At 69.7% G+C, this 22079-nt stretch carries 25 protein-coding genes; 13 read left to right on the top strand and 12 right to left on the bottom strand.

What is annotated here, in order from left to right:
• Window positions 1-8: 8 nt before the first annotated feature.
• The 6 genes from KY497_RS02870 to KY497_RS02895 all read right to left on the bottom strand — a co-directional run bounded on the left by KY497_RS02870 (window position 9) and on the right by KY497_RS02895 (window position 5002).
• Window positions 9-734 carry an ABC transporter permease gene (locus KY497_RS02870; protein ID WP_219869783.1) on the bottom strand — a complete coding sequence of 242 codons (726 nt, stop codon included), beginning with the start codon at window positions 732-734 and terminating at the stop codon, window positions 9-11.
• A complete protein-coding gene (locus KY497_RS02875; RefSeq protein WP_219869784.1) occupies window positions 731-1414 on the bottom strand; it encodes an ABC transporter permease in 684 nt (227 codons plus the stop codon). Before KY497_RS02875 ends, KY497_RS02870 begins: the two co-directional genes overlap by 4 nt.
• On the bottom strand, window positions 1411-2283 hold the full coding sequence (locus KY497_RS02880) for an ABC transporter ATP-binding protein (RefSeq protein ID WP_141385565.1): 873 nt from the start codon (window positions 2281-2283) through the stop codon (window positions 1411-1413). Before KY497_RS02880 ends, KY497_RS02875 begins: the two co-directional genes overlap by 4 nt.
• Before the next feature lie 60 nt (window positions 2284-2343).
• Window positions 2344-2646: a DUF427 domain-containing protein gene (locus KY497_RS02885; protein WP_218682804.1), complete on the bottom strand. Its 303-nt coding sequence runs from the start codon at window positions 2644-2646 to the stop codon at window positions 2344-2346.
• 161 nt (window positions 2647-2807) lie between these two features.
• The gene (locus KY497_RS02890; protein ID WP_141385567.1) at window positions 2808-4244 is read right to left on the bottom strand and encodes an NAD(P)/FAD-dependent oxidoreductase; all 1437 of its coding nucleotides are present in this window, start codon (window positions 4242-4244) and stop codon (window positions 2808-2810) included.
• Between the two features lie 167 nt (window positions 4245-4411).
• Window positions 4412-5002, bottom strand: coding sequence for a biotin transporter BioY (locus tag KY497_RS02895; RefSeq protein ID WP_219869785.1), 591 nt, complete (start codon window positions 5000-5002; stop codon window positions 4412-4414).
• 48 nt (window positions 5003-5050) lie between these two features.
• Between KY497_RS02895 and KY497_RS02900 the strand changes: the two genes are divergently transcribed.
• Window positions 5051-6586 (top strand): class I adenylate-forming enzyme family protein, encoded by a 1536-nt coding sequence (locus tag KY497_RS02900; protein WP_258185831.1) that lies wholly within the window; start codon window positions 5051-5053, stop codon window positions 6584-6586.
• Window positions 6583-7827, top strand: coding sequence for a beta-ketoacyl-[acyl-carrier-protein] synthase family protein (locus tag KY497_RS02905; RefSeq protein WP_219869786.1), 1245 nt, complete (start codon window positions 6583-6585; stop codon window positions 7825-7827). The genes KY497_RS02900 and KY497_RS02905 overlap by 4 nt, the downstream gene beginning before the upstream one ends.
• 143 nt (window positions 7828-7970) lie before the next feature.
• Here KY497_RS02905 and KY497_RS02910 read toward each other — a convergent pair whose 3' ends face one another.
• Window positions 7971-9077, bottom strand: a complete 1107-nt coding sequence (locus KY497_RS02910) for a beta-propeller fold lactonase family protein (protein WP_219869787.1) — start codon at window positions 9075-9077, stop codon at window positions 7971-7973.
• 8 nt (window positions 9078-9085) lie between these two features.
• Entirely contained in the window at window positions 9086-10372 is a 1287-nt protein-coding gene (locus KY497_RS02915; protein ID WP_219869788.1) for an adenylosuccinate synthase, read from the bottom strand.
• A 203-nt stretch (window positions 10373-10575) separates the two neighbouring features.
• Between KY497_RS02915 and KY497_RS16935 the strand changes: the two genes are divergently transcribed.
• The 8 genes from KY497_RS16935 to KY497_RS02955 all read left to right on the top strand — a co-directional run bounded on the left by KY497_RS16935 (window position 10576) and on the right by KY497_RS02955 (window position 17634).
• Window positions 10576-11097 carry a hypothetical protein gene (locus KY497_RS16935; protein ID WP_375140922.1) on the top strand — a complete coding sequence of 174 codons (522 nt, stop codon included), beginning with the start codon at window positions 10576-10578 and terminating at the stop codon, window positions 11095-11097.
• A gap of 211 nt (window positions 11098-11308) precedes the next feature.
• Window positions 11309-12397 carry an AAA family ATPase gene (locus KY497_RS02925; protein ID WP_375140923.1) on the top strand — a complete coding sequence of 363 codons (1089 nt, stop codon included), beginning with the start codon at window positions 11309-11311 and terminating at the stop codon, window positions 12395-12397.
• A 5-nt stretch (window positions 12398-12402) separates the two neighbouring features.
• Window positions 12403-13290, top strand: coding sequence for a DUF58 domain-containing protein (locus tag KY497_RS02930; RefSeq protein WP_141385573.1), 888 nt, complete (start codon window positions 12403-12405; stop codon window positions 13288-13290).
• On the top strand, window positions 13277-13768 hold the full coding sequence (locus tag KY497_RS02935; protein ID WP_055875608.1) for a hypothetical protein: 492 nt from the start codon (window positions 13277-13279) through the stop codon (window positions 13766-13768). The genes KY497_RS02930 and KY497_RS02935 overlap by 14 nt, the downstream gene beginning before the upstream one ends.
• Complete coding sequence (locus KY497_RS02940; protein ID WP_258185832.1) at window positions 13759-14745, top strand: VWA domain-containing protein; 987 nt, start codon at window positions 13759-13761, stop codon at window positions 14743-14745. The genes KY497_RS02935 and KY497_RS02940 overlap by 10 nt, the downstream gene beginning before the upstream one ends.
• Complete coding sequence (locus KY497_RS02945) at window positions 14742-15794, top strand: VWA domain-containing protein (RefSeq protein ID WP_141385574.1); 1053 nt, start codon at window positions 14742-14744, stop codon at window positions 15792-15794. Before KY497_RS02940 ends, KY497_RS02945 begins: the two co-directional genes overlap by 4 nt.
• A 2-nt stretch (window positions 15795-15796) precedes the next feature.
• On the top strand, window positions 15797-16534 hold the full coding sequence (locus KY497_RS02950; protein WP_258185957.1) for a hypothetical protein: 738 nt from the start codon (window positions 15797-15799) through the stop codon (window positions 16532-16534).
• A gap of 125 nt (window positions 16535-16659) precedes the next feature.
• The gene (locus KY497_RS02955; RefSeq protein ID WP_258185833.1) at window positions 16660-17634 is read left to right on the top strand and encodes a DUF4064 domain-containing protein; all 975 of its coding nucleotides are present in this window, start codon (window positions 16660-16662) and stop codon (window positions 17632-17634) included.
• Between the two features lie 30 nt (window positions 17635-17664).
• Here KY497_RS02955 and KY497_RS02960 read toward each other — a convergent pair whose 3' ends face one another.
• A complete protein-coding gene (locus KY497_RS02960; RefSeq protein ID WP_219870290.1) occupies window positions 17665-18672 on the bottom strand; it encodes a hypothetical protein in 1008 nt (335 codons plus the stop codon).
• A 17-nt stretch (window positions 18673-18689) separates the two neighbouring features.
• On the bottom strand, window positions 18690-19349 hold the full coding sequence (locus tag KY497_RS02965; protein ID WP_258185834.1) for an alpha/beta hydrolase: 660 nt from the start codon (window positions 19347-19349) through the stop codon (window positions 18690-18692).
• 203 nt (window positions 19350-19552) lie between these two features.
• On the opposite strand from KY497_RS02965, the gene KY497_RS02970 reads away from it, so the two are divergent.
• A complete protein-coding gene (locus KY497_RS02970) occupies window positions 19553-19960 on the top strand; it encodes a pyridoxamine 5'-phosphate oxidase family protein (protein ID WP_055875585.1) in 408 nt (135 codons plus the stop codon).
• A gap of 47 nt (window positions 19961-20007) precedes the next feature.
• Here the strand turns inward: KY497_RS02970 and KY497_RS02975 are convergent, their stop codons facing one another.
• Together KY497_RS02975 and KY497_RS02980 are read right to left on the bottom strand one after the other, a co-directional pair.
• Entirely contained in the window at window positions 20008-20715 is a 708-nt protein-coding gene (locus KY497_RS02975) for a ZIP family metal transporter (RefSeq protein WP_055871679.1), read from the bottom strand.
• Between the two features lie 136 nt (window positions 20716-20851).
• On the bottom strand, window positions 20852-21337 hold the full coding sequence (locus tag KY497_RS02980; protein ID WP_219869791.1) for a hypothetical protein: 486 nt from the start codon (window positions 21335-21337) through the stop codon (window positions 20852-20854).
• 84 nt (window positions 21338-21421) lie between these two features.
• On the opposite strand from KY497_RS02980, the gene KY497_RS02985 reads away from it, so the two are divergent.
• Entirely contained in the window at window positions 21422-21652 is a 231-nt protein-coding gene (locus KY497_RS02985; RefSeq protein ID WP_229778774.1) for an AbrB/MazE/SpoVT family DNA-binding domain-containing protein, read from the top strand.
• On the top strand, window positions 21636-22052 hold the full coding sequence (locus KY497_RS02990) for a PIN domain-containing protein (RefSeq protein WP_219869792.1): 417 nt from the start codon (window positions 21636-21638) through the stop codon (window positions 22050-22052). Before KY497_RS02985 ends, KY497_RS02990 begins: the two co-directional genes overlap by 17 nt.
• The last annotated feature ends 27 nt before the right edge of the window (window positions 22053-22079 follow it).

Here is a 22079-nt window from a genome sequence, read left to right on the forward strand (position 1 = left end):
GGTGCGCGTCAGGCGGCGGCCGGTGCCGGCGAGGCGGCGGCGGCACGGGAGCGGCGCGTGGTGGTCGGAGCGCGCACACCCTTGGGGACGGCGGCGTGCTGGAGGAGAGCGAAGATCAGGTCGACGACCAGCGCGAGCACGGCCACGAGGATCGCACCGCCGAGCACCTGGTCGAACTTGCGCAGGGGGATGCCCTGGATGATCGGCCAACCGAGGCCGCCGAGGTTCACGTATGCGGCGATGGTGACCGTGGCGATCACCTGCAGCAGGGCCGCGCGGATGCCACCGACCAGCAGCGGGAGCCCGAGGGGCACCTCGACCTTCCAGAACACCTGCCACTCGGTCATGCCCATCGAGCGCGCGGAGTCGAGCACGCGACGGTCGATGGCCTCGAGCCCGGTGTAGGCGCCGGCGAGGAGGGAGGGGATCGCGAGGAGCACGAACGTGATGATCGCGGCCTCGGGCACCCGCAGCACGCCCAGGAGGAGCACGAGCAGCACCATCAGGCCGAACGACGGGATAGCGCGCGCCGCACCCGACACCGCGACGGCGATCTCGCGACCCTTGCCGGTGTGGCCGATGAGCCACCCGAGCGGTATCGCGATGACGCCGGCGATCAGCACCGAGATCAGCGTGTAGTACATGTGCTGACCGAACAGGACCGGCAGCGAGTAGGTGCCCACCCACCGGTCGGGGGAGAAGAGCCAGGCGAAGGCTTCCGTGAAGACGTTCATGCGGCGGCCCCCCGTGCGGCGGTCTGCTTCGCGGCGGACGGCGTCTTGGTGGCGCGAGTCCAGGGCATGAGGGCGCGGCCAAGGAGCATGAGCAGCAGATCGATGAGGAGGGCGATCACGACGACGGCGATCACTCCGGCGAAGACCTCGGCGAGGATGCGTCGCTGCAGACCATTGGTGAAGAGGTAGCCGAGGTTGGTCACCCCGACGAGGATGCCGACCGTGGCGAGGGAGATGGTGCTCACTGCTGCCACGCGGAGGCCGGCGAGCACCACGGGACCGGCGAGGGGGAAGTCGACGGTCCAGAACCGGCGGAAGCCGCCGTATCCCATCGCGGTGGCCGACTGGCGGATGGCGGGGTCGACCGAGTCGAGGCCGTCGGACACGGCCCGCACGAGGATCGCGACCGCGTAGATCGTGAGGCCGATGATGAGGTTCACGGGGCTGCGGGCGGGATAGCCGGCGACCGAGGGGAGCAGGATCAGCAGCGCGAGGGAGGGGATCGTGTAGAGCAGTCCGGTGAGGACGATGACCGGCCCCTTCACCAGCTGATAGCGCCACGCGACCCACCCGAGGGGCAGCGACAGCACGAAGCCGAGCACGATCGCGATCGCACTCTGCTGCAGGTGGATGGCGGTCAGCTCGAGGATGAGGCCGATGTTGTCGACGATCCAGTTCACGGAGCGCCCTTCGTCACGCTCTCCTCGCTCAGGAGCGCGTCGGTCACCGCATCCGGCACATCGACGATCGACCCCTGGGTGCGCCCCTCGGAGTCGACCACGACCGTGCCGCGGGGAGTCTGCTTGAGGTGCAGGGCGCGGCGACCGCGGTCGGCGCCGATGAACGCCGAGACGAAGTCGTCCGCAGGGTTCTCGATGATCTCGCTGGGGCTGCCGACCTGCACGATGCGGGCGCCCTTGTCGAGGATGACGACCTGGTCTCCGAGCAGGAACGCCTCGTCGATGTCGTGCGTAACGAACACCACCGTCTTGTCGAGTTCGCGCTGCAGCCGCAGGGTCTCCTGCTGCAGGTCGGCCCGCACGATGGGGTCGACCGCGCCGAAGGGCTCGTCCATGAGCAGGATGTTCGGGTCGGCGGCGAGTCCGCGGGCGACACCGACGCGCTGCTGCTGCCCACCGGAGAGCTGGCTGGGGTAGCGGTCGGCGAGCGCCTGGTCGAGGCCCACCGTGTCGAGCAGCTCACGCGCCCGCTTGTGGGCAGCCGTCTTCTTCACGCCGGTCAGCCGCAGCACCGTGGCCACGTTGTCGATCACCGTGAAGTGCGGCATGAGGCCGGAGTTCTGCATGACGTAGCCGATGCGTCGGCGCAGGGCCACCGGGTCACCCTGGAGCACGCTCTCGCCGTCGATCTCGACCTCGCCGGAGGTGGGTTCGACCATGCGGTTGATCATGCGGAGCAGGGTGGTCTTGCCGCAGCCGGACGAGCCGACGAACACCGTGGTCTTGCGCGAGGGCAGCACGAGGCTGAAGTCGTCGACGGCGAGGGCGCCGCCGGGGAAGCGTTTGGTGACGTTGCGGAACTCGATCATGGGCTGGTCTCCAGTCGGTCGATCGATGTGCGAGCGGACGAGTCTTGGCTCTTCAGATGGCTACGGGCCGACCTCGACGCGGGGATCGAACGCGACGTACCCGGAGAAGTCCTTGCCCACGCGATCGAACGCGGAGGGGAAGGGGTTCGGGTAAGACCAGGCGTAGTCGGTGTAGAGCTCTCCGTCGGTCTGCACCGAGAAGTACTGCGCCGCGCCCTTCCACGGACAGGTGTACGGCGTGGGACTCTCGACGAGTGCCCCGGGTGTGATGGATGCGGGCGGGAAGTACCAGTTCCCTTCGATGCGGGCGAGATCGCTCTCGTCGGCCTCGGCGATGACGGTTCCTGCGAGTACAGCCTTCATGGTCCTGCCTCCTCGGATGTGAGTTCGAGCGTATAAGACGGCTGCGACATCGGGGATGAGGGTTGCGTCGCGGCCGTCAATATGAGAAACAATCCCGTTCCTGTTCGGCACGATCACGCGAACGGATTGCTCCCGATGTCGGGATCGACTCCCTCCACGGCTCAGGCGGAGTCGCGGCCGTATCCCTCGAGCAGCCGCAGCCAGATCTCGCTGATCGTGGGGTACGACGGCACCGCGTGCCAGAGGCGGGCGATCGGGACCTCGCCGACGATCGCCACGGTGGCGGCATGCACGAGCTCCGCCACCTCGGGACCGACGAACGTCGCACCGACCACGACGTCGCGGTCGGTGTCGATCACGAGCCGCGCCTGGCCCTCGAAGCCGTCTTCGTAGAGGCTCGCGCCGGCGACCCAGCCCAGGTCGTAGTCGACGGCCTTCACCGCGATGCCGGCCTTGACCGCCTGGGCCTCGGTGAGCCCGACGGAGCCGACCTCGGGAATCGAGAACGTGACCTGCGGCACGGCAGCCTGGTCGGCTGTGGCGACGTGACGGCCCCACGGGGCGCCGTCCACGTCTTCGCCCTGGGCGCGGGCCACGATCACGTCACCCGCGGCGCGCGCCTGGTACTTGCCCTGATGGGTGAGGAGCACGCGCCCGTTGACGTCGCCGACCGCGTAGAGCCAGTCCGATCCGGGGACGCGGAGCGTGTCGTCCGTCTCGATCCAGCGGCCGGGTTCCAGCCCCACCACGTCGAGGCCGATGTCACCGCTGCGCGGCGAGCGACCGGTCGCGGCGAGCACCTCGGTCGCAGTGATCTCCTCGCCACCGTCGAGGGTGATGGTGACGCCGTTCGCGCCGCGGTGCACGGATGTCGTTCCCGCACCGGTGCGCACATCGACGCCGAGTTCCTTGAGGCCTGCCACGACGCGCTCGCCCGCGAAGGGCTCCATCCCGCCGAGCAGACCGCTGCGGGCGATCACGGTGACCTTCGAGCCCAGTGCAGCGTAGGCGGTCGCCATCTCGACGGCCACGACGCCTCCGCCGATCACGGCCAGGCTCTCCGGAAGCTCCTCGGCGCTGGTCGCCTCGCGGCTCGTCCACGGGGTGGCCTCGCGCAGGCCTTCGATGGGTGGGATGACGGCATCCGATCCGGTGCTGATAGCCACCGCGTGCCGGGCTTTGAGCACGCGCTCTGCGCCGTCGGCATCCGTCACGGTCACCTCGCGCTCGCCCGTGATGCGTCCGTGGCCGCGGGCCAGGTCGATGCCGGCCGAGTCGAGCCACTTCACCTGACCGTCGTCGGACCAGTTGCTGGTGAACGAGTCGCGGCGATCGAACACGGCGCGCACGTCGAGCTTCCCGGTCACCGCCTGCGAAGATCCGCCCACGTGCTGAGCGGCACGGAGCGCCTGCGCCGAACGCAGCAGCGCCTTCGACGGCATGCACGCCCAGTAGGAGCACTCGCCTCCGACGAGCTCGCTCTCCACGATGATCGCGGTGAGTCCGCCCTGCACGGCCCGATCGGCGACGTTCTCTCCCACCGGCCCTCCGCCCAAGACGATCAGGTCATACTCGTCGGTCTTCTCCGCAGCGTTCATGCGTCGCACCTCTCCGTGAGCCGGTTACGTGGCCCAGTCTCGCTCATGAGCAACGTCGAGTCACGGGTGTGTTGTTCCCTGCGGCGTGGCGCGGGTGGCGAGGATGCCGGCTTGCGATGGGGCTTCTCCGTGTGCTGTCGGGCACGGGGAAAGAGCGCCGGCCGAACCTACACCGCCGCCACCGCGGCCTCCCGCATCCGCCGGTTGTCGGCGAAGGCACGAGGGTAGGCACGACGGAGCGCGACCACGACCAGCGTCGCTGCTGTCACCTTGATCAGATCCCCCGGGAGGAACGCCAGGCTCGACAGAGCCGTCGGCCCGAGCGGCACTGCCGTCACGAGGGCCTGCACGGGGATGCCGAACGCGTAGACCACGAACACTCCGCCGATGAGCGCGGCGCCAGCGGAACGCCACCACGTGAAGCGCCCGGTGCGCATGAGGAGGCCGATCACCACGACACCGGCGATCCAGCCGAGGAGGTACCCGGCGCTGGGGCCGACGAACACGCCGAGCCCTCCGCGGCCACCCGCGAGCACCGGGAGCCCCACCGCGGCGAGCGCCAGCACCAGCACGACGGCGAGCGGTGCGAGGCGCGGTCCCAGCACGAGACCGGCGAGCATGACCCCCAGGGTCTGCGCGGTGATCGGCACGCCGCTGGGCAGGGGCACGATCACGGTGCCGAGCACGACGATCAGTGCGGCGAAGACCGCGATGCGGCCGAGTGCGGCGCTGGTATCGGTGGTGCGGGACGTGGTCATATTTCCTCCTGAACACCGTTCACCTGAACGGTGTTCATTAGAATAGGGATGCCCTCGTCCCCACGCAAACCCGCCCCAGGAGTCCTCACGTCCCTCTCCCCGATGCTGCGTCGCATCGCCGCCGAAGACCCCGACCGGCCGGCGATCGTCGGCCGCGACGCCCGCATGACATATGGCGAGCTCCACACCGATTCGCGCCGGATCTCCGCAGCCCTGGCGCACGCGTTCATGGATGCCCGCGCGATGGCGACTTCAGGAGCTCACCCACCGCTGCCGCCGGTCGTCGCCATCTGCCTGTCCACCGCGTTCGACACCGCGCGCGCCGTCGTCGCGGTGGAGGCGGGCGCGCGCATCCTCACCGTCGTCGATGCGCACTGGCCCGTCGCACTCCAGATGCAGCTGATCGTCACGACCGGAGCGGCCGCCGTCATCACGGATGTTCCGACGATCCGGGCCGCTCTGCATTCGGCCGGATGGTCGGGACTCGTCGTCGGACTCGACGATCTCGCACGAACCCCCTCCCTCGCCTCGACCCACGCAGAAGCAGCGGCTGACGATGCGCCGTTCCTGATGCTCACGTCTTCGGGGACGACGGGCACGCCGAAGGCCTTCCTCAAGACGCGCAGGCAATACGCGGCGAACATCGACGTCTCCCGCGACCACCTGGGCGCGAGAGACCGGGTGGCGACCTTCGCCCCCGGCCCGATGTCGTACAGCCTGACCCTGTACACGCTGTTCGAGGTGCTCGCCACGGGCGGTCGAATGCACGTCGCCGACCGCCTCGACGAGCTCTGGCTCAGCTCTCGGGTGCACGACGAGCGCATCACACGCCTGGTCGCGGTTCCTGCGGCGGTGACGGCTCTCACCGACGCGGCGCGGCGCCACCCGGCACGGTACGACGGCATCGATCTGATCGTCACCGGGGGCGCGGGGTTCCCGGCATCGGCGCGCACGGCCGTCGCCGACGTCCTCCCCCACGCGCGGACGATCAGCTACTTCGGCACGGGCGAACTCGGCTTCATCGGTGACGACCGCGCCGGCCACGACAGCATCCGGCTCTACCCGCAGGTGGAGGCGCGGGTGCGCGGCGACGACGGCAGCGACCTGGAACCGGGCGCGCTCGGCAGCCTCTGGGTGCGCTCCCCCTCATGCTCGGCCGCCTACCTGGCGGACACGGCCTCGACGCCGTTGACAGACGGCGACGGCTGGGCGAGCGTGCACGATCAGGGGCGGCTGCGCGGCCGGGACTTCACGTTCGCCGGCAGAGCAGGCGACGTCGTCACCACCGGCGGGCACACCGTCGCGCTCGACGAGGTGGAGCGCGCCTTCGACGGCATGCCGGGCCTCAGCGCGTGGTGCGCCATCGCCGAGAGCGACGATCGCCTGGGTCTGCGGATCGCGCTGGTGACCGAGGGCGATGCGCCGCCGGCCGCAGAGCTGCGCCGATGGGCGCGCGAGCGTCTCGCACCCGCCGCCCGGCCCCGTCGCTGGCACACGGTGGCGGAGCTCCCCCGGACAGCGGGTGGGAAGATCCGCCGCGCCGCGGTCGCGGATCTCGTGGCAGTCGGGCGGGGACGATCGTGAGCGCCGGGCGCTCCGTGGTCGTCACCGGCGTCGGGGCGGTCACCCCCAGTGGCCTCACGGCACCGGAACTGTGGACGTCTGTGCGCGCGGGACGCAGTGGCATCACGCGGATCCCCCGGGAGATCGCCGGGTCAGGGCCGGTGCAGGTCGGCGGAGTGGTGCGTGGATTCACCGGCGCCTCCGACCTGTCGGCACCCCTCGCGCGTCGCCTCACGCCGATGCAGCAGTGGGCGATCGCCGCGGCCGATGAAGCACTCGCCGATGCGGCCCTGGGCGCGCCATCGGGGATCGCGGACGTCGCGCAGGTGATCATCGCGACAGGGTCGGGCCCGGTGGATGCGACGGTGCAGGCGGCAGGCGCGCTGCGAGATCGCGGCCCCCGCCGGGTACCGCCAGGGCTCACCGTCTATGGAACCGCGGATGCGATCGCGACAGTGCTCAGCAGACGATACGGATTCCTCGGCCAGACCCACGCGATCGCCGCGGCCTGCGCGAGTGGCGCGGTCGCGATCGGAGAAGGTCTCCGGTGGATCCGTCACGGCTACGCCGACGCAGTGCTGGTCGTCGGGATGGAGGATTGCCTCGGCCCGCTGCACCTGGCGTCGCACACCAACCTCCGCTCGCTCGCCACGGGCTTCGGCGACGACCCCTCGGCGGCCTCGCGCCCTTTCGACCGCGCACGTACGGGCTTCGTGATGGCACAGGGCGCATCCGCCGTGCTGCTGGAGGCCGCGGACCTCGCACACGAGCGCGGCGCTCGACCCCTCGCGACCATCGCCGGGTTCGGTGCGACCAGCGACGCGCATCACGCCACGGCACCGGACCCGGACGCCGCCGGGGCGACCAAAGCGATCGATGCGTGCCTCGCCGACGCCGACATCCGCGCCGCGCAGGTCGACCATGTGAACACCCACGGCACGGGCACGGTTCTCGGCGACAAAGCCGAGCTCGTCGCGCTCGCACAGGCGCTGGGATCAGGAGCGCCATCCGTTCCACTCACCGCGACGAAGTCGACCACCGGGCATCTGCTCGGCGCAGCGGGCGTCACCGAAGCGGCCATCGCCGCGATGACTCTTCGCGATCAGGTGCTGCCTCCGACCATCAACCTGTCGCATCCGTGCGCGGACGGGTGGGACTTCGTCCGCGACCGGGAGCGACCGCATCCGGTCCGCACGGTGCTGTCGACCTCGTTCGGATTCGGAGGTCACAACGCGGCGCTGCTGCTCACGGCGTGCGAGTGAGCCCGACCGGCGCCCGTACCCGTGCCAGGTGTCGGGAGAACGGACGGATGTCGGAGCAGGACGCGGCGCGTCGCCCGACATCCGCTCCCACTCCCGACAAGTGTCCCCGGCAGGCAAGGCCGACCCGGCCGCACGAGCCGCGGTCAGCGCACCGGAAGGAAGTGCGTCGGGGTCGGAACCTGCGCCTCGTGGCGGATGCCGAGGGGCGCGCCCGTGCGCTCGTCGAGGTCGATCAGCGTGATGGTGTCGGAGCGCTGCCCCACGACGAGCATCTTGCCCTCGTGGACGAGGTGGTGCCGCGGCCAGTCGACCCCCGCGTCGGCGAGCGCCACGGACTCCAGAGACTCGCCGCCGCCGCGCACCCGCAGCGCCGCGATCGTGTTGCTGCCGCGCAGGGCCGTGTACAGGAACTGTCCGTCGCGCGTGCGGGCGAGCTCCGCGGGGAAGTCCGTGCCCACCTCGGCGATCGGGCTCGTCAGCGTCACCGACACGACGCTCCAGGTGCCATCCGCCGCCGGCGCGAGCGTGAACACTTCGCACGAGTACTCGGTGACCACGTGCAGGTGCCCGCTGGGGTGCAGCACCATGTGCCGCGGACCGGTGCCGAGCGGGAGCACCACCTCGTGGTCGAGGGTGAGCCCGCTGCCGCTCTGCCGCCAGAACCGCACGAGGTCGAACCCGAGGTCGGTGGTCGCGACACGGCCGTCGGGGAGGAACGTCGCCGCGTGCGCGTGCGAGACGCGGTCACCGCCGACCCCGTACGGATCGACCGCCGCGACGCCGTCTCCGGGAGGAGTCGCGGCCGGAGCATCGGGGTCGGCGTCGCCGAACAGGGCCGCGCGAAGCGCCGCCGCGGCATCCGGCTTCGGGGCGACGATGCGACCGTCCGCATCCAGATCGAACCGCACCACGCGGCCATCGCCGTAACAGCTGGCGATCAGGGCCGAACCGTTCGGGGCGACCGCGACATGACAGACGTACTGGCCGACCGCTGCGGGCGGCCCCAGAGGCGCGAGAGCGGCTTCACCCGCACGGACGAACGCCTGCACCGCGGAGTCGCCCTCGAGTGCCGCGTAGACGACGTCGAGGGTCGGGTGCTGCGCGAGCCACGAGGGCGAGGGCGTCTCGACCACGGCGCCACGGTAGGCGAGAGTGGAGGCCTCGCGCCCTTCATCCCCCGCGAGCAGGCCGATACCCTCGGCCGAGCCGTCCATCGCGGCCCCGTAGCCGCCCAGCCAGAAGCGCGTCACGACGCGGGTCAGTCGAGCAGGTCGTGACGGACGACGACCTGGTCACGCTCGGGCCCGACGCCGATCACCGAGATACGCGTGTTGCTCATCTTCTCGAGCGCCAGCACGTAGTCCTGTGCGTTCTGCGGCAGGTCCTCGAAGGTGCGCGCGACGGAGATGTCTTCGCTCCAACCACGGAAGTACTCCAGGATCGGCTTCGCGTGATGGAAGTCGGTCTGGTTGACCGGCACGTCGTCGAACCGCTCGCCGTCGACGTCGTAGGCGACGCACACCGGGATCTGCTCGAGGCCCGTGAGGATGTCGAGCTTGGTGAGCACCAGGTCGGTGATGCCGTTGATGCGCGTGGCGTAGCGCGTGATGGGCGCGTCGTACCAGCCCACACGGCGCGGACGACCGGTGGTGGTGCCGAACTCGAAGCCCTGCTTGCGCAGCCACTCGCCCTGCTCGTCGAAGAGCTCGGTCGGGAACGGACCGGAGCCGACGCGGGTCGTGTACGCCTTGACGATGCCGACGATGCGGTCGAGCGCACCGGGACCGACGCCGGAGCCCGTCGCAGCTCCTCCGGCTGTCGCCGAAGACGAGGTCACGAACGGGTAGGTGCCGTGGTCGATGTCGAGCATCGTGGCCTGGCCGCCCTCGAACACCACGACCTCGTCGCGGTCGAGAGCCTCGGCGATCAGGTAGCCCGTGTCGGCGACCATCGGCCGCAGCCGCTCGGCGTAGGAGAGCAGGTCTTCCACGATCTCGTCGCACGTGACCGCGCGGCGGTTGAAGACCTTCACCAGCAGGTGGTTCTTCTGGTCGAGAGCGCCCTCGACCTTCTGGCGCAGGATGTTCTCGTCGAACAGATCCTGCACCCGGATGCCGACACGGTTGATCTTGTCGGCGTACGCCGGGCCGATGCCGCGGCCGGTCGTGCCGATGTTGCGCTTGCCGAGGAACCGCTCCGTCACCTTGTCGAGCGTGCGGTGGTACTGCGTGATGATGTGCGCGTTGGCGCTGACCTTGAGTCGCGAGACGTCGATGCCGCGGGCGGCGAGCGCCTCCAGCTCGGAGAACAGCACCTCGAGGTCGATGACCACGCCGTTGCCGATCACCGGAGTGACGCCGGGCGACAGGATGCCGGAGGGCAGCAGGTGCAGCGCGTACTTCTCGTCGCCGACGACGACGGTGTGCCCGGCGTTGTTGCCGCCGTTGAACTTCACCACCCAGTCGGTGCGCTCACCGAGAAGATCGGTGGCCTTGCCCTTTCCTTCGTCGCCCCACTGCACGCCGACGATAACGATTCCTGGCATGGGTAACCCCCTGGCTTTCGCCGGGTTTGCACCGGCCGATGAGCTGGCCCTCTTCGGGCGGTCCCATCCTATCGAAGCGATTCGCAGCGCCCTCCCGTGAGGTGAGCGCAGCGGGCGTCGACCGGCGGAGTCGGCGGGAAAGCGACGGCGGATGGCGCTGCGGCGGCTCGCCCGATGTCGGACGCCACTGCCAGGATCGAAGGATGTCAGCAGCCGCATCCGGCGACCCCGGGATCCGCACCGATACCGGAGCGCCGAAGAAGCAGGGCGCACTCGTGCTCGCCGCCGCGCTGGTCACCGTGGTGCTGTGGGCTTCGGCCTTCATCGGCATCCGCGGCGCGGGCCCGCACTACGACCCTGGCGCTCTGGCACTGCTGCGCATGGCGGTCGGCACCGTCCCAGGCGTAGAGCAGCAGAGTGTCGCGGTCAGCTTTCGAGAGCCGGCGAAGCGCCTTCTTCAGCCGTCGAGCCAGCCTCTGGGCGTCGATACGCGCGCCCGCCTGCTCGATGAAGTCCGGGACGATCTGGGCCGCCAGGTCTGCAGACACCCCTTTCCACGCGGTGGCCTCCAGGCGCACGTGCTTGCGCATGAGCCGCGTCGCGATGCCCAGCAGCCACGGCCGGGCGTTCTGCACCGTGACGCCGAGCGTCGCTCGAAGGCCACCAGGAACGTCTCCGCCATCACGTCCTCGGCGGCATGGTCGCCGAGGCGCTGCGCCGCGTAGCGGTACACGGACGTCGCATGACGACTGTAGAGCGACTCGAACACCGCCGGTTCGCGGATCGAGCGCTCAATCACCTCGTTATCGGGGCTCACATCCGTATTGCTCGATTCCTTCGATCAGGTTCACGGCAATTCTGGCGGAGTGTCCTCCCGGATGCGGCGACTACCCTGGCCTGGGGGGAGAAGCACCGTGCTCCCCAGGAGGAGAGAGCATGCACGATCTGAACGCCGCAGCCCCGCAGCCCGCGGCACCGCCGCCTCCGCCCGCCACTGCGCAGGCCCCAGCGCCGGCAGCCCCGCCCACCGCGACGAACGGCGCACCGACCGACGCCGAGATGGCCAGGGCCTCCGAGGTGCTGCGGATCATCTCCGCCTCGTACTCCGCGAAGATGGTCGGCCAGGACCGGTTGCGCACGAGCCTGCTCGTCTCGCTCATCGCCGGCGGCCACATCCTGCTCGAGAGCGTGCCGGGGCTGGCGAAGACCACCGCCGCCAGCACCCTCGCCGACACGGTGAAGGCGCAGTTCAAGCGCATCCAGTGCACGCCCGACCTGCTGCCCAGCGACATCACGGGCAACCAGATCTATGACGCGGCGACCGGATCCTTCCGCACCGTGCTCGGCCCCGTGCACGCGAACTTCGTGCTGCTCGACGAGATCAACCGCTCCAGCGCCAAGACCCAGAGCGCCATGCTCGAGGCGATGCAGGAGCATCAGACCACGATCGGCGGGGAGATCCACCACCTGCCGAAGCCGTTCCTCGTGATCGCGACGCAGAACCCCATCGAGCAGGAGGGCACATACGAGCTGCCCGAGGCGCAGATGGACCGCTTCCTGCTCAAGGAGATCGTCGAGTATCCGAGCCCCGCCGAAGAACTCGAGGTGCTCAGCCGCATCGACTCGGGAGTGCTCGACCCCGACCGGCACGTGGCCAGCGCGGTCAGCCTCGACGACGTGCGCCTGCTGCAGGATGTGGCCAGCCGCATCTACGTCGACCCCGCGATCCGCAACTACATCGTGTCGATCGCCTACGTCACGCGGAACCCGGCGCCGTACATCGGCGAGGAGCGGGCCCGCTTCATCAAGTACGGCGCGAGCCCGCGTGCGAGCATCGCGTTCCTGCAGGCTTCGCGAGCGCTGGCCCTGCTCAAGGGGCGCTCGCACGTGCTGCCCGAAGACATCCGGGAGCTGCGGCACCTGGTCCTCCGCCACCGCGTGCTGCTGACGTTCGAGGCCGACGCCGAGGGCGTCCGCAGCGAGGAGATCATCGACCAGATCTTCGCGTCGGTCCCCACGCCCTGATCCCCATGCCGAGCCTGATCACGCAGGTGAAGAGCAAGCTCTTCATCCACTCGACGCGCAAGTCGCTGCACGCGCTCGACGGCGCCTACGCGTCGTTGCTGCGCGGGCGGAGCCTCGACTTCGAAGACCTGCGCAAGTACGAGTACGGCGATCAGGTGCGCGACATCGACTGGCGGGCGACCGCGCGACTGGGAACGCCCCTGGTCAAGCGCTCGCGCGCGACGCGCATGCACACCGTGCTGTTCGTGGTCGATACAGGGCGCTCGATGTCGGCCCTCGCCGCCGACGAGCGGTCGAAGAAGGAGCTGGCGATCCTCGCGACCGGGGTGCTCGGGGTACTGACGCTGCGCCACGGCGACGACTTCACCACGGTCTACGGCGACTCCGCGAAGGTGCGCCGGCTCGCGCCCGGCCGCAGCGAGGGTGCGCTCGAACATGCGCTGCGCACGATCGACAGGACCATCGACGACAGCAGTGCTCCGAGCGACCGCGACGCACTGCTGTCGTTCGTCACACGCACGATCGCCCGCCGCATGATCGTGGTGGTGATCACCGACGAGGCCCCGGTCACGAGCGAGACGGAGCGGATGCTGCGCCGGCTGCGCGTGCAGCACGACGTGCTCTGGCTCACTCTCCGCGACGCCGAGCCCGTGCTGGACCACGCCACCGGACGCATCCGCTCGGATGTCGACAGCCGCTGGCAGGTGCCGGGTTTCGTGCAGGGCGACCGCGAGATCGTGCAGGAGCTGACCGCGCAGCGCGAGGCCGATGCCGCGCACCTCACCGAGCTCCTCACCCGCATGGAGATCAGCCACTCCACGCTGGACGGGCAGGACGACGCGGTCGCCCAGCTGCTGACGCTGCTGAACCGGAGGTCGAATGCCCGGCTCTGACGACCTCTACCCGCCGGCGCAGTACGGCTGGGGCTGGATGCTGCTGGCGATCGGCATCCTTGCTCTGCTGGTGCTGGGCGCCTGGCTGCTGATCGTGCTCACCCGCCCGCGCCGCACGCTGGCGACCGCCGACGCGAATGCCGGCCAGGCTCCGCTGATCATCGACGTGCTCTCGCAATTGCGCACCGAATACCAGGCGCGCATCCAGCAGATCGAGACCGAGTACCTCGAACGCCGCATCTCCGCCCGACAGGCGAACCTCGAGCTGAGCCGGGTCGTCCGTGCCTTCGTGAACGAGTACAGCGGCCTGGAGGCTCCGGTGCTGGCGCTCGACGATCTCGTGGCGCGCGGCGTGCATCCCGCCCTGATCGACGCACTGGGCAGGCACTACTACCCGAGCATCTTCCGTCAGGGACCGGTGATCGACCCGGTGGCCGGCGCTGATGCGGCCAGGACGGTGGTGCGCACGTGGCACTAGCCAACATCTGGATGCTGGTGGCCGCCGTCGCCGTCGTGCTGATCGCGCTGACGATCGGCCTCGTCGTCGGACTCCGACGGAGCGGGCGCACCAGCGGTGGGGACGCGGCGCGCATCGCCCGAGCCGAGCGCCTGCGCACGCTGCCCTCCTTCCGCCGGGCACTGGCTCGACGGGCGCTCGCCCTCTCCGGAATCCTCGCCCTCGGCGCGACCACCGTGATCGTCGCGGGCGTTGTGGCCGCACGGCCGATGTCGGCGCAGACCGTGCAGCCCGTCGACACGAGCCGCGACATCATGCTGTGCCTCGACGTCTCCGGCTCCATGACCGAGGTCGACGTCGAGGTGCTGACCGTCTTCGACGAGCTGCTCGACAGCTTCGAGGGCGAGCGGATCGGCCTGACGATCTTCAACAGCTCGCCGGTGCAGATCTTCCCCCTCACCGACGACTACGACTTCGTGCGCGAGCACCTGGCGAGCATGACCCAGAGCTTCGACTACGTCGACCGGGTCCCGGAGCACTGGGTCGGCACCCTCAACGGCGACGGCGCCTCCCTGATCGGCGACGGGCTGGCCGCGTGTGCGATGGGCTTCGACCACCCGGACGACGACCGCTCACGCTCGGTCATCTTCGCCACCGACAACGAGGTCAACGGCGCCTCGATCGTCACCCTCGAAGAGGCTGCCGCCTACGCGGCCTCGAAGAACGTGCGCGTCTTTGCGCTGAATCCGGTGCAGGGCAAGGATGCCGACGTCAGCGCCGAGCTGAGCGCCGCGGCCGAGGCGACGGGCGGTGCCGCATTCGGCCTGCGCGACACGACGACTGTCTCGGACATCGTCACCCAGGTGCAGGAGCAGGAGGCGACCGAGCTGCGCGGCGAGGCGCAGGTCGTCTGGACCGACACCCCGAACCTGTGGATCGTGCTGCTCTCGATCTGCCTGCTCGGTCTCGTCGTGGTGCTGTGGAGGGTGCGACTGTGATCTTCCAACCCGTGCTCAACCCCCTCCTAATCGCGCTGCTGTGCGCGCCGGTCGCCGTCGTCGCAGCCTGGGCGCTGGTGCGTCCGCCGAAGTCGGCCGGAGTGCCGATCACCGATCGTCGGGCGCTCGCCGGGCATCGTGGCCTGTGGGCCCTGCGCCTGCTGCTCGTGCTCGCCTGCTTCGCGATGCTGCTGCGCCCGGGCATCCCCGGCGGTGCCACCCAGACCCTCGCGACGGACACCGACATCGTGCTCGTCGTCGACACCACGGCGAGCATCGTGGCCGAGGACTGGGGCGACGGCGAACCGCGGCTCGACGGCATCCGCGACGACGTACGCGCGCTCGTCGAGGAGTACCCGGGGGCACGTTTCGCCCTCATAACCTCGGATGCGGCGGCCCAGCTGCGCATGCCGCTGACCACCGACACCACCGCGCTCATGAGCTCGCTCGAAGTGCTGCGCCCCGAGGTCACCAGCCAGTCCCGAGGGAGCTCCATCGGCATCGCGGCTCCGCTGCTGTCGGAGACCCTCGCCTCGGCGGCAGAATCCTCCCCCGACCGCTCGCGCATGGTCTTCTACTTCGGCGACGGCGAGCAGACGGTCGACACACCACCGGAGTCCTTCCGCTCGAGTGAGAAGTACACCGATTCGGGAGCGGTGTTCGGGTACGGCACGGCCGAAGGCGGACCGATGCGCATCACCACGGGCGGCGTCTCGGATCAGGGTGGCGGCTACATCCAGTACCAGGGCACCGACGCGCTCTCGGTGCTCGACGAGGCGAACCTCGAAGCGATCGCCGACGAGCTCGACGTCGAGTACGCACGTCGGACGGCGGATGCCGCGCCCGTGCTTCCCGAGGCGCCGTCGACCACCACCGATTACACCGATTCGGGCGAGGTCGGCAACGTCGCCGAGCTGTACTGGATCGCAGCGCTCGTCATCCTCGGCATCCTCGGCGTGGAGCTCACGCGCGCCACGGTGCTGATCGCACGGCTCCGGCGGTTGCGCGCACCGCGGCGGCCCGACGCACGCCAGGGAGGCATCTCGTGAGCATGCCGAACGAGGCGGCCGCCCTCCTCCGGTCCAACCGCCGTCGCCGACGCATCCGTCGCTGGGTCGCGATCGGCACCATCCCGCTCACCCTCGTGGCGCTCCTCTTCGTGGGCAAGCTGCTGAGCATCTACGCCTTCGCGCATCAGGCCATCACCGCCTACGTGGTGGACGATTTCGCCGGGTCGGAGGCATCCGCACGCGGACAGGGCTTCCTGAACTGGTTCGAGCCGTACAAGGCGCCGTTCAACATCGGCACGGCACTGGGCGCGGCGGAGCAGCTGCCGCACGCACGAGCACAGCTCGAAGAGGCGCTCGACCTCGCGACCGGGCTGGAGGTCTGCGGGGTGCGGATCAACCTCGCCCTCGTCGTCGAGCGCATGGGCGATGCCGCCCGCGCAGACGGCGACGGCGCGGGCGCGGCCGAGCTCTACGGCGAGGCGCTCACGATCACGATCGAGACTCCCGAGGCGTGCCGCAGCAAGGAAGCCCAGCTGCAGTCGTCCGACCCGCAGCGTGACATGGCGGACTCCCTCGACGGCACCGCAGACCGGTTGAAGCAGAAGCAGCAGGAGGAGCAGCAGCAGCAACAGCAGCCCCAGCCTCAGCCCGGAGAGAAGGAGCAGCCCTCCGAGGACAAGCTGAAGGGGCTCCAGGACAAGCTCGAACAGGGCACGCAGGAACGCGATCAGCAACAGGGCGACGACCAGGGCGGTTCGGGAACGGAGAAGCCGTGGTGAGCGATCACGAAAGGCAGCGAGCGCGATACATCGCGGGCACGGAGGGGGCTCCTCCCGTTCCACCGCCCGGAGGCTACCGCGGCGCGCGGCGCGAGGCGTTCGGATCGACGCCGAGCCCGACCGTCGTGAGCACTGCGCTGCCGGAGGAACCGAAGAAGCCGGCGAACGCCCTCGGGTGGATCGCCCTCACCGTGTCGATCCTGTTCGCCCTGATCCTGCTCGGCACGCTCATCGCCGGCGGCACCGACATCCTCTACGGCGTCACGATGCTCACCCTGCAGCTCGTGGTGGTCGGCACGATCGTCGCTGCGCTGTTCTCGGCACGTGGCCGCACGCTCGGGGCGATCGCCCTGGTCGTGACGGTCCTGTTCAACGTCGCCACCGTCGGCGGCATGAGTGCGCTGCAGACCTCGGCCTCCGGCAACTACGAGGGCACGAAGACGGCCGCGCAGAAGCACGCGGAGGCCTATCCCGCCATCAAGGGCACCGATCCGCAGAAGACGCTCTCGCAGGAGTCGCTCGAGGAGGTGCGCGCGCAGGCGGAGACGATGTTCGCCGACATCCGCACGCGGCTGACCGCGGAGTTCGGCTACACCTGGGTGCAGGTGGGCGAGGAAGACCTTCGACCCGAGCGCAACGGCTACGGCGGGGAGTCGATGCTGGTCGAGTTCACCTCTGCGTCGTGGGCGACCGTCGAGCCCATCCAGGACTACGAACGCAAGCTCGAGGTGATGGCCGCGATCAGCGAGGTCGTCATCGATCACGGGCTGTGGGCTCTGTACTCGTTCAACGATCCGACCGCGTCGGGCATCGACCGCGCGATGATCGCCAAGCTCTACGGCAGCGACGACCCGCGCACGCAGACCACGTGGGAGTACTACACCGAGAACTTCCCCGGTCCGCTGCGCTTCTACGCCACCATCAACGACCTCTCCAACGATCCGGACGGCGGATTCCTGGCCGCCCGCGAAGCGCAGAACGCCCGTACCGGCGAGCCTCTCGAAGGCCTGCAGCTGACCGTGATCGCGAGCGCCGTGCTCAGCGAAGCCGATCGCGAGGAGTTCCAGACGAGGCTGCAGGACTATCCCGGCTTCGAGTGACCGGCGTCAGCGCCCCGGATCGGGCACGGTTCAGGAGCCGAGCGTCAACAGCATCCTGGCCAGCACGTAGCGGGCATGACCCCGCGACGTGCGCGGGTCGTACCCCAGGGTCTCCACGAGCGCGGTCAAGCGCTCCTGCACGCTGGAGTGGTGCCTCCCGAGCCGCGCGGCAGCCGCGCGCACGCTCTGCTGCTCGGTGACGGCATCCAGAAGCTCGCGACTGCGATGGTCGAGGGCCGCGAGCGCGGCGGCGTCGGGGTGGAGGGGGCCTGACTCGGCTGCCTCGGCGACGAGCAGCAGCGCCCCGAGGTCGGCGGAATCGACCACCGGCTCCCCCGGGCTCGTCAGCCGCACCGCCACGAGCGCCGACGCCCACGACGCGGGAAGACGATCCCCGGGGCCCGGGACGCCGAGACCCAGGCGCAGGTCCACGCCCTGCGGCCAGGCATCCGGCGCGTCCGTCGCAGTGTCGAGGATCGTCGCGCGCGTGAGGCCGTGCCGGGTGGCGACCACGGCAGAAGGATGCGTCGGCAACGGTGCGGGGTCGGGAGGAGAGGCGACCAGCCGCAGCGACCTCGCGGCGAGTCGGAGCCGCGGCAGTGCGGCGGCCCTCTCCTCCGCGCCGGCGTAGGAGCTGATGGCGAGCTCGACAGCGCTCTCGGGTCCGACCGAGCGGCGCGCACGGATGATGCCGAGCGCGAGGCTCAACCGTTCCAGGATCATCGCGTCGTTCGTGTGCGCATCTCCCTCGCGCTCGATCCAGGCGACGGCATCCGGTCCGCTCTCCCTGACCGGCCAGGCAGGGGACGGCTCGAGCGGATCCACACGCACCCCATCGGGGCGCACGCGCACGATCTGTCGACCGTCGCGCTGTCCGACCGTCGCGCCGCTCAGCACCGCCGCGCCTCGCACCATGCTCTCGACGCCCACAGAACGGGCGACGAGGGCATCGAAGTACGTGACGACCTTGAGCGTCTCGCTGGCATCCGGGTCGAGGGCGGTGAGACGCCCCAGCAGATCTTGCATGTCGGGCTCCATCACGCAGGGATTCCACCCTACGGGGTCGGCGCACGGCCCCGTAGAGCGGAGTCCGGACTCAGGAGAGCAGGCGGTTCACCCAGTTGTCGCGCGCGGCGAGCATGGCCTGGGCGACGGCGGCGTGCGGGGCGAACATGTCGAAGCCGTGGAAGCCGCCTGCCCACACGTGCAGCTCGGCCTGCACCCCGGCCTCCCAGAGAGAGGTCGATGCCGAGCTCCTCGGCGTTCTCGGCCGTCCACAGCAGGGCCGCGTAGCAGTCCTCCACCGGATACGGATCGGGGAACTCGGGGGCGAGCCGGTACTCGACCGTGACGATCACTCCGTTGAAACGCTCGGCCCACTCGAGGAACCCGGCCACACCCAGCCAGCGGTTGCCGATGATCATGCCCCCGCCGTGGGTGTGGAAGAAGCCGGGGCCCGTGCCCGTACGCCCCTCCTTCTCGACCACCGATACGACGATCTCGTCGCCACCGTGGCCGGCGATCGTGACATCGCGCCGGGTGAAGCCCCGCTCGGCGAGCACGGCGAAGATCTCCTCCTCACCGCTCACCGGCGACTGGCGCATCAGCGGGATCATCTCGGGCGTCAAGGTCGACGGCAGCTGGTCGCCGACGAGGGCGAGGGCGGCCTCGAGCTCGGGATCGAAGGGCGGTCGTCTCAGCGTGGTGTCAGTCATCAGAACTCCTTTGTCCTCGGCCGCCATCGCGACGGCGTTCCGCCAGCCTCGCGCACGCCGCACTCGAGGCTAACCCGCCAGCCGGGGCCGATCCGGAGCCCGGAGTCCGCCGGATGGCGGGGGCAGAGTGTCTTGCACGGAGAACCCCTTGAGGGCGTGTGCCGCGCTGGATAGCCTGGCGCCAGAGGGAAGGAGTGCGCGAAATGATCCGAGTGCTCGACGAGCAGCAGTCCTATGAGTTGCTGACCACCACCACCATCGGCCGCGTCGGTTTCGTCCATGAGGGACGAGTGCAGATCCTTCCCGTGAACTTCGCCGTCTCGGGGCACGATCTACTTCTTCGCACCACGCCCGACGGCGTGCTGGGCGCCCTGAGCAGCGAGCCGCTGGAGGTCGCGTTCGAGGTCGACTACCACGACCCCCTCGGCAGCACGGCCTGGAGCGTGCTGATGCACGGCTCGCTCACGCGGGTGCCGGACGACGAGGCCGCGGGCGACGCCGCTCGCGTGCACCCGTGGGCGGGCGACGACCGGAGCCTTCCGCTGAGCCTGCACATTGACACCATCACGGGTCGCAGTGTGAAACGGGACCAGTTCCGCGGCAAGGACTGACCCGGGGCCGGATCTCGGCTCACCGATCTGCTCTCACGGATCTGCTCTCACGACGCGAGAGCCAACCCCGCGGCGAGCGCGAAGCCCAGCACGGTCGCGAGTCCTGTCGACTCCTTGGCCTTGGACTGCGCCTCGGGGACCATCGAGTCGACCAGCATCACCAGCAGCGCCCCGGCAGCGAAGCCGCTCGCCGCCGCACGGAACTCGTCGCCGGTGACACTCGCGAGACCGAATCCCGCAACCGTCGCGACAGCGCAGATCACGGCCACGCCCGCCCAGAGCAGCAGCACCCGCGACTTCGCCATGCCGCCTTCGAGCAGGTCGGCGGCCGAACCGATCGACTCCGGCAGGTTCGAGACCAGGATGGCGACCACGAGCGCGATGCTGACGGGTTCGCCGGATGCGAGCCCGATGCCGAGGACCAGCTGCTCAGGGATGCCGTCGAGCAGTGCCCCCACGGCGAGCTGGCCTCCGCCCGCCTTCTCCTTGGCCTTCGCGGCTCGGGCGTCGAGGATGCGGTCGGCGATGTAGTAGCTGATCGCTCCCGCCGCGACGCCGATCACGAGAGGGATGGGACCGGCGAGGTCGAGTCCCTCCTCCCAGAGTTCGAAGGCGATCGAGGCCATCAGCGCGCCTGCGCCGAAACCCAGCACGATGCCGAGCCAACGCGGCGGCCAGGTGCGCAGCAGCGCGAGCACCGCACCGACGAACAGCGGCGCCGCCGCGACCAGACCCCACAGGATCGCTCCACCCATGTCCGACCTCCGTGCGCCCTACTCTCCCACTTCTGCGGCGCTCTGCCACCCTGGCGTCGCCGAGGACGGCGACGTGTCGCGTGACGGCGACGGGAGTTCCTTCCTCGCTGCGCCTGGCGCGCCACGAAGATGTCGTTCAGTCGGAGTAGTCGGCGTTCGGGGTGACGAACGTCGCCGTGTACTCCTCGGTGCAGGGTGTCAGGACATTGCCCCAACCCCAACCCCAGCCCATGAGCATCGGATCGTCCTGGCTCAGACGCGTCTGCCGGTCGCCCGTCTCGATGACGACCCGCCCCGCATCGTCCGTCCGCCAGCTGGCCTTCCCGACGACCGGGGTCACGTCACCGTCGAGACACACCCGCCCGTCGTCGAGCTCCCGTTCCTCGGTGCCGAGCATCAGCGCCGAGACCTCGGCTGTGCCGTCATCGTTGAGTGTGAAACCGGCGAGTTCCGAGGCCTCTTCGAAGCCGTGATACGTCGCGGGGAACGACAGGTGCGCCGCCATGTCCTGCCGCGCGAGCGTCGACCCGCGGAAGGTCTGAAACGCCGCGACGAGAAGCACGGCGAGGATCACGCCTCCCGCGACGAACCACCACAGTCCACGCAACCGTGCTCTCTGCATGCGGGCACTGTATCGATGCGTCCTGCGCGTATGCCGCCGATATGAAGCACTCCGCATCCGCCTTTAAAATGGTACCGTCATGGCATGAGAGCAACCATGGACAAGGCAGGCCGGATCGTGATTCCGGCCGCGCTTCGCGAGCGCGTCGGATTGATCCCCGGCCCGGTCGATCTCATCCTCGACGGCAACGGCATTCGCATCGAGATCGATGCCCCGGACAACGTCGTCGAGAAGGATGGCCGTCTGGTCATCACAGGAGGACCGACACTCACCGTGGATGAGATCCGGGAGCTCCGACTTGCCGATCAGCGCTGATCTCCTCCTCGACACCAGCGCCGCGATCGCGCTGGTCCACGACCAGAATCCGGCACACGAACGCATACTCCAACTCACCCACGGTCGCGTCATCGGCCTCGCCGGGCACGCGTCCGTCGAGATGTACTCGGTACTGACGCGGATGCCGGGCGCCGCGCGCGTCAGTCCCGGTCGCGCGCAGGAGATCATCGAGCGGTCGTTCCCCGCTTCCGCACCGCTCTCGCCGACGTCGGCGGAGGCCGCGATCGCCTCCTTCGCAGACGCGGGAATCGCAGGAGGATCGGTGTACGACGGACTCGTCGGCCTCGCCGCACGTGATGCCGCCATCACGCTTCTCACGTGCGACCGCCGCGCCATGGGCACGTATGCCGCGTTGCGGGTGGAGGTCCTCCTCGCCTGACGGGCTTTCGTCACTGTCATGCGAGAC

It is taken from the genome of Microbacterium sp. PAMC22086 (assembly GCF_019443525.1).
In the GTDB taxonomy this organism is placed as follows: domain Bacteria; phylum Actinomycetota; class Actinomycetes; order Actinomycetales; family Microbacteriaceae; genus Microbacterium; species Microbacterium maritypicum.

Bases quoted from the DNA above. Each gene is read 5' to 3' on its own strand.
- KY497_RS02870 (WP_219869783.1), bottom strand. From the start codon at position 734: ATGAACGTCTTCACGGAAGCCTTCGCCTGGCTCTTCTCCCCCGACCGG.
- KY497_RS02880 (WP_141385565.1), bottom strand. From the start codon at position 2,283: ATGATCGAGTTCCGCAACGTCACCAAACGCTTCCCCGGCGGCGCCCTC.
- KY497_RS02885 (WP_218682804.1), bottom strand. From the start codon at position 2,646: ATGAAGGCTGTACTCGCAGGAACCGTCATCGCCGAGGCCGACGAGAGC.
- KY497_RS02890 (WP_141385567.1), bottom strand. From the start codon at position 4,244: ATGAACGCTGCGGAGAAGACCGACGAGTATGACCTGATCGTCTTGGGC.
- KY497_RS02895 (WP_219869785.1), bottom strand. From the start codon at position 5,002: ATGACCACGTCCCGCACCACCGATACCAGCGCCGCACTCGGCCGCATC.
- KY497_RS02900 (WP_258185831.1), top strand. From the start codon at position 5,051: ATGCCCTCGTCCCCACGCAAACCCGCCCCAGGAGTCCTCACGTCCCTC.
- KY497_RS02915 (WP_219869788.1), bottom strand. From the start codon at position 10,372: ATGCCAGGAATCGTTATCGTCGGCGTGCAGTGGGGCGACGAAGGAAAG.
- KY497_RS16935 (WP_375140922.1), top strand. From the start codon at position 10,576: ATGTCAGCAGCCGCATCCGGCGACCCCGGGATCCGCACCGATACCGGA.
- KY497_RS02925 (WP_375140923.1), top strand. From the start codon at position 11,309: ATGCACGATCTGAACGCCGCAGCCCCGCAGCCCGCGGCACCGCCGCCT.
- KY497_RS02930 (WP_141385573.1), top strand. From the start codon at position 12,403: ATGCCGAGCCTGATCACGCAGGTGAAGAGCAAGCTCTTCATCCACTCG.
- KY497_RS02935 (WP_055875608.1), top strand. From the start codon at position 13,277: ATGCCCGGCTCTGACGACCTCTACCCGCCGGCGCAGTACGGCTGGGGC.
- KY497_RS02950 (WP_258185957.1), top strand. From the start codon at position 15,797: ATGCCGAACGAGGCGGCCGCCCTCCTCCGGTCCAACCGCCGTCGCCGA.
- KY497_RS02960 (WP_219870290.1), bottom strand. From the start codon at position 18,672: ATGGAGCCCGACATGCAAGATCTGCTGGGGCGTCTCACCGCCCTCGAC.
- KY497_RS02965 (WP_258185834.1), bottom strand. From the start codon at position 19,349: ATGACTGACACCACGCTGAGACGACCGCCCTTCGATCCCGAGCTCGAG.
- KY497_RS02970 (WP_055875585.1), top strand. From the start codon at position 19,553: ATGATCCGAGTGCTCGACGAGCAGCAGTCCTATGAGTTGCTGACCACC.
- KY497_RS02975 (WP_055871679.1), bottom strand. From the start codon at position 20,715: ATGGGTGGAGCGATCCTGTGGGGTCTGGTCGCGGCGGCGCCGCTGTTC.
- KY497_RS02980 (WP_219869791.1), bottom strand. From the start codon at position 21,337: ATGCAGAGAGCACGGTTGCGTGGACTGTGGTGGTTCGTCGCGGGAGGC.
- KY497_RS02985 (WP_229778774.1), top strand. From the start codon at position 21,422: ATGAGAGCAACCATGGACAAGGCAGGCCGGATCGTGATTCCGGCCGCG.